Origin of the sequence: Microcoleus sp. S28C3 (assembly GCF_036700785.1) — a bacterium.
Lineage (GTDB): Bacteria > Cyanobacteriota > Cyanobacteriia > Cyanobacteriales > Microcoleaceae > Microcoleus > Microcoleus asticus.
Map to the genome: position 1 here is coordinate 1 of NZ_JAUBPO010000175.1, position 9,164 is coordinate 9,164.

A 9,164-nucleotide genomic window follows, 5' to 3' on the forward strand; every position below is an offset into this window, starting at 1 on the left:
CATTTTAACTCCTACTTAGATTTACATCCCTCATTATACACGTTTGAGGATTTACAAATCATTTGCGATCGCTATAGAGCCCATCCCACAAAAAAATCAAAATCATTCCGCTATTACGCAACGCCACGACAGACCTTGGGAGTATCGCCAGCAAGATAAAAGCTGATGTACAGCAAACTTTATTGAGTTTTGCTCTTCCTCCAAAGCTTGACAAGCTTTCGGAAATCCTCATTATCAATTTCTGTGAGCAATGCTTTTAGCGCTTCCTTGACTCCCGATTGATGCACTTCGGAATAGACATCATGGGCTGCTGCGGGGTTTTTGTCCGCGATTGCTTTCCGTATCCGCGCTTGAAGCTTCTGAACTAACTCCGATTCGCTGGTGGCAACTTGCTCGGCGGTTGGTTGGTTGGAAGTCGCAACAGATTCAGGGGTGGATTCATCGGATGAATACGGGGTGTCAAGGGATTCGCACGGAGTTAGTAGGGGGTTTGTTAGTTGACTTAAATTCCGGCCTGGTAAGGGTTCTGGTATTTCGACGGGGTTGGTGGGGTTCAAACCTACTTTTTCTATTATTTCTGACTGCTGACTTGTGATTTGGCTTTCTTCAGTCAACCCAGAAGAAGCCTCTAACTTTTCTGAACAGTGATGACTTGCACCGCGACTTTCCTCAGTCAACGAAGAAGAAGACTCTAACTTTTCTGAAAAGCTTTGAGCTTCTAAACCCTGTAAATGGCTGTAATTCCCGTCTGATGAGGGTTCTGAACCTCCTATCAACCCCGTATCAACCCCATTTAGCTCTGTGTTGCACCCCGTATCAGTGGGGAAATTCTGGGGAATAAGCGCCGAAAGTGAATCGGAATGAGTGGGCGACGTTTCCCCTTCGGTGCGAAACCTCAATCCTTCAAACCAACTGCGGCCGCCGGAGCGTCTCCACTTAACTCCGCTAAGTTCCAGATAATCGTTGCAGAGTTCCGAGAGCATCTTGGGATACTTGATATGAGAAACTGCCTTGAGATTGGAGTCGCACCAATTCTTGTAGTGTTCGTAGATTTTGCCAGTCGGCGTAGAAGCAGTCGGGTCTACAATCAAACAATCGTCGAAGTGAGCCGCGACGCTGTTGGTTTGCACCTTCATATCCCATTCTTGGAGTTTGAATTCTGCAATCTGATTCTTGCCCACTCCTTGAATGCGTTCGCTGACGGCGCTGTCAGAAAGGTTGAGGGCTACGGCAATAAGCTGAGAGATTTCTGCATCCATCGCCGCTTCAATTCTCGAATTTCGCAGCACCGCTGGTAAGGGATTGTCGAAATGAACCAGGCACAAGCGACGGTCTAAACCAGTAGTATCGCCTACAAAAATTGGGTTGTTGCTTCCAACAATTAACAAGCCGTAGAAGAAAGCATCAGAAGCCGGCTTGTACACTTCCCGGTAGCTGACGGCATCGCCGCCGGTCATGGATAATATCGCATCCACACCCGAAGCAGTGCGCTCGTCGGGACAGGCTACCAATTGCTTGTCGATGATGCTGGCCATTGTTGAGCCGTCATCCATATTCTTCAGCTTGCATCCTTTCCAATTCTCTCGCCCTACTATTTTCTGGAGCAGTCGAATAAATGTACCCTTGCCACTCCCCGGCTTCCCGATTAAGTGAACGAACATCTGCAAGTCAAAAAACCGGAACTTAAGCAATCCGTTGATGACTGCCAACAGTTTGAGGATTTTCTGGTGGTCGCCCTGCATTGCCGTATTCATCCATCGGTAGGTGTTTGGGCAGTTGTTGCGGAGGATGTCAATCGCCTCGGCGTCAGTTCCCGTCAACGGCTTGTACGAGTAAGGTAAGTAGGAAGTAAAGCCCGTAGCCGGAGAGTGTTTGAGGATTCCACCCGTCAGGCTGTCCCATACCGAATCGTCGAAAGCGATGTAGCGCTTCCTATCCCAGATATCCCAATGCTTAACTCGTAAGTCGTCAGTGAGCAGGCTCAGCACGTCTGTGATGTAGCTAGAACCTTTGTACTCAATATTTCTGGCATCGATGGTGGTTTTGACCAGGGTTCTAAAATTCCCGTCGTCGGTACGTTCCCAGTGCTTGCCCGTCCAAATCCGCCAAGTTTTGGTTTCGTTGTCAAATTTCCAAATCTGCCCGTAATCTTCCGCTAACTGGCGGGCAAGTTTTCTCGGTGTGGGTGGCTTTGATGCTGTGAAGTTTTGACCCTCGTCGTCAAGATTGCTCTCCCATTCCTGAAAGCTGATTGACTTCATAAGCATCCGCCTGAACTCTTCTATTCCTTTTCTTTGGATAAAATCATCCATACCTTTGGTTTCTCCTTCAGTGCCTGGTTCCCATTGTCCAGTAATGCTGCGAACGGGTACACCAAACTTAAGCAACTGGCGGCCGAGTTTCCGCTGTTCCCAAATGACGCTGGGATTGGTGGCTGCATCTGCATCAAACGCAATAATGAACCCAAAACCGGCACGAGCGTAGCGTTCGAGTATGGCAACGAGAAAGCGTTGACCTTGCAAGTCGTTTTTCTTGGCAGTCAGTCCCATGCTGATGCCCATCAAGGCAATTGTAGGTAAATCGTGGCTGCATCCTGCGATGGCCTTCCAGATTCCTTCAGTTAGTAAGATGTAGGGCTGACCGTTAATGTGGTAGCAGTGCTCTGCAAGCTTTTCAGTATCCCAATAGTCTTTATCGGTAGGATGCTGGGGGAGAAAAGCGTCGTATTCCCCTAACGGGGTGCGGTATTTGGGTGCCTTTTTATCTTCTCTTGACTTCCACGGCTTGTCTGGCCTGAACTGAAATTGTGTGCCTGCTCCAATAAAGAAGATGCCACCAGACTTGGCGGTATAACCCAAGTAAACTGATGCCTCGTCAGCAGATACGGTTCGGCAGTTGGCGTAACTCCACTCGTTCAGCAGTCCTCTGCTCTCAATGTGGCTCTTGTGTTTGGGGCAAAGGTACGCGGTAGTTGATAAAAATTGATCTGCAATATTCATAGATGCCTCTTTCGCTACTCATAGCGCTGCGTGCTGGTTTTTTATGAAGAAAACCCGCGCCTAGTAGAAGAGACGGCTCTGCTTTAACTACCGTTGATTGGCATTTGGTGCAAAATCTGCGGTAATGGCAGAAATAGATTATGATGAATCTAAACTTTTTTATTTTTGATTGTTCGTTGTCTCTTCTAAAGACGCGGACTTTTTTTTTGTCTGGTCTAATCGATGCGGGCGGTCGTTTGTTGACAACAGCCTTTTCAAATTCTATACGCGGACGTATTGCGAGCGACCGTTAGCTGGCAAGGAATTTCCAAATCGAAAAATTCCAATTGTTGCCGAGCGCAATTAATCCGGTTCATCTTCAGCTCCCGGAATCCTCCAAGGGTCGATGCCATTCTCTCTAAGCAAGCGCTCAAAGTAGTCACGCTCGGCTCTGGCTTCATCCTCAACCCAAAACGCTTCTCTGATATTTTGTTCTAGCTCAAGAACTCGTTGGCTCAGAAGGTCGTTTCGTTCAGTCTCGGTGCGGGTAACGCCGAAAGCTTCGTCAAACCGACGTTCGAGAGATTCGGTAAGCAGCGCCCACGAAAGAAGAAACGCCTTACGATTTCCCTTGTAGGCACGAGTTAGCCAGTAGGCAGTAACCACGTTCAACGGGAGCGCATTAATGCGGGTTTGACCTCGTTGACCCAGCTCGGACTCAACTTCAACTGACTCCGGGGTGTAATCCGTATATGCCTCTCCCAGTAAAGCTTTAGAGCCATTCGATCTCAAAAAACGTAATGCGTAAACCGGAGGCTCATCAATTGTTTCTGCCGCCTGTGTCTGGCTCATCCGGTAACTGCCGTCTGGCAGCATGAACCCATCGACTGTGAGGGAACCTATTTGCACCGAGGCTCGAACGGCTCTAACTGATTCGGTCATATTTTCTCCCGTGTTTGACCTTTACTCGAACGCTTGCTGATTGTTGTCGCGGGTTTCCTGTATTGTACCAACACCGTGGTTTTGCTAAGCCTGAGCTTTGTTCGCAAACCGCTGTGGAGTTTTAACCATTCGTTACATGATATTATCGTGTAAATCCAAACGATTCTTTCTCCCTAGTTTACCATAAGATATAAGGTGAGCTAGGGACAGTTATGTTGGTAATAAAAAGACGTTCTATCGATAAATTTGTAAAACCTGTGAAAGCACGCGAGTTTTGTAGGCTGTGGTTCAATGCCGATGCCCAGATGGAAGCTACTAGGGGCTATAGAGCGGAATGTGTTCGCTTGTTGAGTCGTATCCTAGCCGTGCAAACAGAGACTATTTCGAGTAAATGGGGAAGCGGCATTGATTTCGAGAAAATGCCCGAACAGTACGAACGAACCCTCGCTTATGCCAATTCTCTCCGTTCTATCCTTGACGCAGCGGGCAACAATCCCGAACTCTCCAACATTATTGCCGAGCGCCTCAAACAATCGCATTAGTGATTCACCGGAAAGTAATACCTGATATTATATGGTAAACTCCTTGACCGACCACAACGCAGGTTTTAGTGTTGGAATGACGCCCTGGTGCAGTGGTGCAAACACTTTCCCCAGAACTTCTCCCATTCGCTGATAACACCAGCTACCAAGGAGCAACCTTATGTTCGCAGATCACGGGCAGCCAGCGCAACCCGCCCAACCAAGCTTTGTAGAAATACCCAATCCCTGCGTCACGACCACAATGGGACGTATAGAAGTGACCGATGTTCGCCCTGAAACTGTCACTGGTCGCCTACTGGATGACCAAAATAATTTGATAGAGGAAGACGGACAGCCAGTTTACATCTGCGTTCGGAAACATGAGATTGTGTGTCCCACCGAACGAGCCGACGTGATGAGTTGGTGGCAACTGGAGCAACAAGCGGTTGCGGGACACACGACGCCCCGAAAATATTCCCTCGAATCCTTGATTAATCGCTTGGATGGACTCAATTTGGATGAACTCTACGCTGTCCGAACCTTTGTTTGTTTGGAAGCCGACCCGTTCCAAGCATATTCGGGTAGCGTCAACAGCGACTTATCCCACTTGCAGGCTTGGTTCCCGACAGTGCGAGTTCTTGAGCGGGCGGAACAAAACCAACTAGCAAGCGCGCTCTGCTGGCGAATAGCTAGCAACTCCAACGCATCAAGCGCACCCACACCAGGCGACGGGAGGGACGATCGATAGCGATCGCCAGTTTCTTTCATCAAGATATCACTGAGGCATGACTATGACCAACGGCAATGGGTCTAACGGCGTGTCGCCTAACGGTGATACGCCCCAACCCGATCCAATACAAAAGTTAACGGAATACGTCGAATCTGTGGAGATTTCTCTGGAAATCCAGGAAGATAAAACAGACGTTATTGAAGATCAGGTGGCAAATCTGACCGAGCAGATAACCGAATTGAAACAGCAAGTGAAAGACATATATGGAGACGAAGAAGACTGGGAACGTATGTCAAAGACTTGACGGGCTTATCACACGCCGTCAAGCTAAAAACCGATTGCAACGTTCCAAGCTGGAGCGAACCAAGCGCTTGCGAGATGAAGCTGCTTTGACCCGACCTTTTAGAAAGTCTCCCCTGCTAGACTTCGTTAATGATTTGGTACACCGTCCGCCGAGCCAGGAACAGATGCGCCAGCTTAAGGAATTGCTCTTAGAAGAACAGAAAGTGATCGCTAAACTCATTGCCTTAGTTGACCAGCACCTAGAGTAGCGGTCTGTCATTCGCGAAACAGCCCAGTGACACCTGCTGCTGGGCGAGTTTTGTTTTTTGTGGATGAGGGGCGATCTCGTTCGGGGATTCTTGATTTCCCTTGGCAAACGCCCTGCGTGGATTAGCTGCGAGTTGAGTGAATTCCCTGCTGTTGTACCCGACTTGAGTCAGTGGAAACGAGAGGTTATAAAAGAGCCAATTGAGCCAACCGCTGACACAAATAAACAGAATATGGGAGTTGACCAAACAAGCGAAATTGATGACCCAGAACAACTTTGGGAACTAGCCAAACAGCGTCTTGAAGAGACTTTTAAGTCATCTGATGACGGAATTGTCACCCCTCAACCTCTGCGGTGAACAATCGCAAGCGCGGTTCCCGAACAGAGGAGGGGAGTGCTGCCACTCCCTTCAAGTCTACCTCTCGGCTTTACCCCAGAAACCGGGTTTCTTGCTGCGAGCTCTAGTTTCTGAGCGCGGCGATTTGTCCTAGTTTCTTCTCGGCATATAAGCGTAAGTCCGACCCTCCTGTGTCTCAAAAATCCATCTTTCTGCTGAAGCTACAGCCCTTTGGCGAGCTAGAATATGTAAGTTAGTGCTTACATTAATTGAGATGAGTAGAACGAATCGAAGTGCAGCAGAAACCCGCGATCGCCTGTTGAAAGCCGCGATTGAAGTTTTCTCTACAGAAGGCTACGTTGGAGCGACAACTCGCGAAATTGCTCGTGTTGCAAATGTGAGTGAAGTAACTTTATTTCGCCGCTTTCAGAGCAAAGAGCAAGTGTTGAGCGCGGTTGCCCGCCACATTACAGCATTGCGGACGGAGGCGTTGGCGCATCAAGACGAATGGACTTATGACCTGCGCCGCGATCTCCTGCATTATGCAAAGCTCCACGACGATACGCTGGAGGAGTACGAAGCTCTATTTCGGATGTTTATTGGTGAAGCTCACCGGCATCCGACAGAAGCACTGGAGGTGCTTCAGCAATCATTTTTACCGCTGCGTGAAAAACTAATTTCCTACCTACAAACCTGTGTTGAACGCGGCAGTATTCGTCCGAATGTTGACCTGCCACTAGCAGTGGATCAATTAACTGGAATGCTGCTGTCTGGTATGATTCGCCGCCATGTTTCTCAAGTAAACCGGGGCTACAGCCGTAAACGATACATCGAAGGGTGTGTGGATTTATGGGTGCGGGGAGTCAGCACAGCAGCGTCTCCTGTAAGTCGTACTCCGTCTCCAGAATGAAGGCTCCTGACAATTTTCGTCTGAATTTGGCATTTTCCGATTGAAGCACCCTAACCCGTTGCGGTGGTGCGAAGCACCTGCCGTGAGCGATCGCAGAAATAGAGACTAAAGATGGAACGCCCTCAAATACAGAGTCATGCAACTGAACCGGATTCTATTGATTTGGAAGAGTCTGAGCTTCAAGGCCAGCAAAACGCTCGACAAAACGCTCAACAAAAGCGAGCAAAACCATTAAAAAAATTGAAACAATCTGCCAGCGATGCAGCCGGGTACGTGCAGGGACCGCTCAAGTGGGCGATCGCCCTGACGGCTTCTCTGGGAGCCATTCTAGAAGTCATTGATACCAGCATTGTGAACGTTGCTTTAACAGATATGCAGGCGACATTAGGCGCAACTGTGACCGAAATTGCTTGGGTCGTAACGGGTTACGCGATCGCCAACGTTGTGATGATTCCGCTCTCTGCCTGGTTGGGGGACTTCTTCGGCAAGAAAACCTACTTTGTCTTTTCAATGATCGGGTTCACAGCCGCCTCGATGTTATGCGGTCTATCCATCAACCTGCCGGTGCTGGTGGTAGCTCGAATTCTTCAAGGCTTTTGCGGAGGCGGACTGTTGGCAAAAGCGCAAGCGATTCTGTTTGAAACTTTTCCCCCTGCGGAACAGGGGTTAGCGCAGGCGGTGTTTGGAGTTGGGGTGATTGCAGGTCCGGCTATTGGTCCCACGCTAGGCGGCTATCTGACCGATACATTAGGCTGGCGCTGGATCTTCTTTATCAATTTGCCCGTCGGCATTGTGGCTGTCATCATGGCGATCGTGTTTCTCCGACCTGACTCGAAGCAACACGGACGGAGCCAGCAGAAAGTGGACTGGACAGGAATTGTACTGCTGTGTATTGCGGTAGGTAGTTTGCAAGCATTTTTGGAAGAAGGGGAAAAAGAAAACTGGTTTGAATCGGGTTTCATTGCGCTCCTGGCGTTTGTGGCGGTTGTGGGGCTGTTTCTGTTCATCTGGCGAGAACTCAGCACAAAAGCACCAGCAGTTGACTTGCGGGTTCTGCGGCATAAATCCTTAGCAGCCGGTAGCCTTTACTCTGGTATTTTGGGCATGGGGTTGTACGGAGCATTGTTTGCTGTACCGCTGTTTGCTCAAGGCGTGCTGCACTTTTCGGCAACGCAAACCGGATTTTTACTCGCTCCTGGAGCTTTAGCATCCGCCATCATCATGGTTTTACTGGGCAAAATTTCGACTAAGGTGGATGCCCGCATTTTAATTGCGCTGGGAGCTGGTGGAACGGCAGCCGTCATGTTCGAGCTGGCAAAAATCACGCCCCAAACCGGAACTGATGATTTGTTTTGGCCCCTAATCTGGCGCGGTGCAACTACGGTTTTGATGTTCCTGCCCCTGAGTTTGGCAACATTGGGTTCCATCCCCAAAGAAGATGTATCGGCTGGCTCGGGCTTCTATAACTTGACTCGTCAGCTCGGCGGTAGTATTGGCATTGCCATTCTGACCTCATTGCTGGCTCGACGAGAGGCTTTTCATCGAGCCATTTTGTTGGCAAAGTTAACGCCTTACGATCCAGAAACAACTGAGCGGCTCAGCGCACTCACTGGTCTTTTTCAGAGTCGCGGTTCTGATGCCGCAACTGCCCAACAGCAAGCCCTCGCCGCGCTCTCCCAATTAGTCAATACGCAGGCAGCCGTTCTATCCTACGCAGACATTTTTCGCTTTGTAGGCATTGTCTTTCTCTGCTCGCTGCCATTGCTGCTGTTTCTCGGCAAGGGAGGCGCTGGAGCAGCATCACCTGCTGTTCACTAATTGCTTGATTGTAATTCTGTAGCGATTACTCCACAGCCTCCGGTTGGATACTTTGAGCTCGCTGGCCTCAAACAACCAATTTGTGAGGAGCTTGTAAGTTACCTAACTCAGTAGGTGACTCTGCTTGCCAACATCGTCGCCTCCTCTATTGTCAAGTAGCAATTGCTCGTGTCAGGTGATATCACTTGTACCGACACGAGTACGGTGCGGTGAATGTTGGCGCGACCGAAATAATCTTGTATTGCCCTGGTGTCTATCCCTTTGAGCGGCAAAAAATGCGGGAGTCTTATAGCTCCCTCAAACCCAGCCCTGTCAAGGTGAGTGCTGAGCCTGGTTTAGAAGCCTTGCTGTAGAAAGATGACGGTGACGTGAGTTCAC

At 49.3% G+C, this 9,164-nt stretch carries 9 protein-coding genes; 7 read left to right on the plus strand and 2 right to left on the minus strand.

Features of this window, described 5'->3' with window-relative positions; translation table 11 throughout:
* Positions 1-179: 179 nt before the first annotated feature.
* A complete protein-coding gene (locus QUA13_RS30285; RefSeq protein ID WP_333204512.1) occupies positions 180-2,999 on the minus strand; it encodes a DUF3854 domain-containing protein in 2,820 nt (939 codons plus the stop codon).
* 342 nt (positions 3,000-3,341) lie between these two features.
* Complete coding sequence (locus QUA13_RS30290) at positions 3,342-3,920, minus strand: hypothetical protein (protein WP_333204514.1); 579 nt, start codon at positions 3,918-3,920, stop codon at positions 3,342-3,344.
* Between the two features lie 257 nt (positions 3,921-4,177).
* Here QUA13_RS30290 and QUA13_RS30295 point away from each other — a divergent pair, with 257 nt between their 5' ends.
* The 7 genes from QUA13_RS30295 (at position 4,178) to QUA13_RS30325 (ending at position 8,786) form a co-directional block, all read left to right on the plus strand.
* On the plus strand, positions 4,178-4,462 hold the full coding sequence (locus QUA13_RS30295) for a hypothetical protein (protein WP_333193927.1): 285 nt from the start codon (positions 4,178-4,180) through the stop codon (positions 4,460-4,462).
* Positions 4,463-4,622: 160 nt separating this feature from the next.
* The gene (locus QUA13_RS30300; RefSeq protein ID WP_333204516.1) at positions 4,623-5,189 is read left to right on the plus strand and encodes a hypothetical protein; all 567 of its coding nucleotides are present in this window, start codon (positions 4,623-4,625) and stop codon (positions 5,187-5,189) included.
* A 43-nt stretch (positions 5,190-5,232) separates the two neighbouring features.
* The gene (locus QUA13_RS30305; protein ID WP_333204518.1) at positions 5,233-5,475 is read left to right on the plus strand and encodes a hypothetical protein; all 243 of its coding nucleotides are present in this window, start codon (positions 5,233-5,235) and stop codon (positions 5,473-5,475) included.
* Positions 5,476-5,509: 34 nt separating this feature from the next.
* Positions 5,510-5,722 (plus strand): hypothetical protein, encoded by a 213-nt coding sequence (locus QUA13_RS30310; protein WP_333204519.1) that lies wholly within the window; start codon positions 5,510-5,512, stop codon positions 5,720-5,722.
* A gap of 63 nt (positions 5,723-5,785) precedes the next feature.
* Complete coding sequence (locus QUA13_RS30315; protein ID WP_333204521.1) at positions 5,786-6,079, plus strand: hypothetical protein; 294 nt, start codon at positions 5,786-5,788, stop codon at positions 6,077-6,079.
* Between the two features lie 253 nt (positions 6,080-6,332).
* The gene (locus QUA13_RS30320) at positions 6,333-6,968 is read left to right on the plus strand and encodes a TetR/AcrR family transcriptional regulator (protein WP_333204522.1); all 636 of its coding nucleotides are present in this window, start codon (positions 6,333-6,335) and stop codon (positions 6,966-6,968) included.
* Positions 6,969-7,079: 111 nt separating this feature from the next.
* On the plus strand, positions 7,080-8,786 hold the full coding sequence (locus QUA13_RS30325) for a DHA2 family efflux MFS transporter permease subunit (protein ID WP_333204524.1): 1,707 nt from the start codon (positions 7,080-7,082) through the stop codon (positions 8,784-8,786).
* Positions 8,787-9,164: the final 378 nt, after the last annotated feature.

What these genes read in the sequence shown, in the direction of transcription:
- QUA13_RS30320 (WP_333204522.1), top strand. Translation starts at nt 6,333, where the DNA reads ATGAGTAGAACGAATCGAAGTGCAGCAGAAACCCGCGATCGCCTGTTG.
- QUA13_RS30300 (WP_333204516.1), top strand. Translation starts at nt 4,623, where the DNA reads ATGTTCGCAGATCACGGGCAGCCAGCGCAACCCGCCCAACCAAGCTTT.
- QUA13_RS30305 (WP_333204518.1), top strand. Translation starts at nt 5,233, where the DNA reads ATGACCAACGGCAATGGGTCTAACGGCGTGTCGCCTAACGGTGATACG.
- QUA13_RS30285 (WP_333204512.1), bottom strand. Translation starts at nt 2,999, where the DNA reads ATGAATATTGCAGATCAATTTTTATCAACTACCGCGTACCTTTGCCCC.
- QUA13_RS30290 (WP_333204514.1), bottom strand. Translation starts at nt 3,920, where the DNA reads ATGACCGAATCAGTTAGAGCCGTTCGAGCCTCGGTGCAAATAGGTTCC.
- QUA13_RS30315 (WP_333204521.1), top strand. Translation starts at nt 5,786, where the DNA reads ATGAGGGGCGATCTCGTTCGGGGATTCTTGATTTCCCTTGGCAAACGC.
- QUA13_RS30325 (WP_333204524.1), top strand. Translation starts at nt 7,080, where the DNA reads ATGGAACGCCCTCAAATACAGAGTCATGCAACTGAACCGGATTCTATT.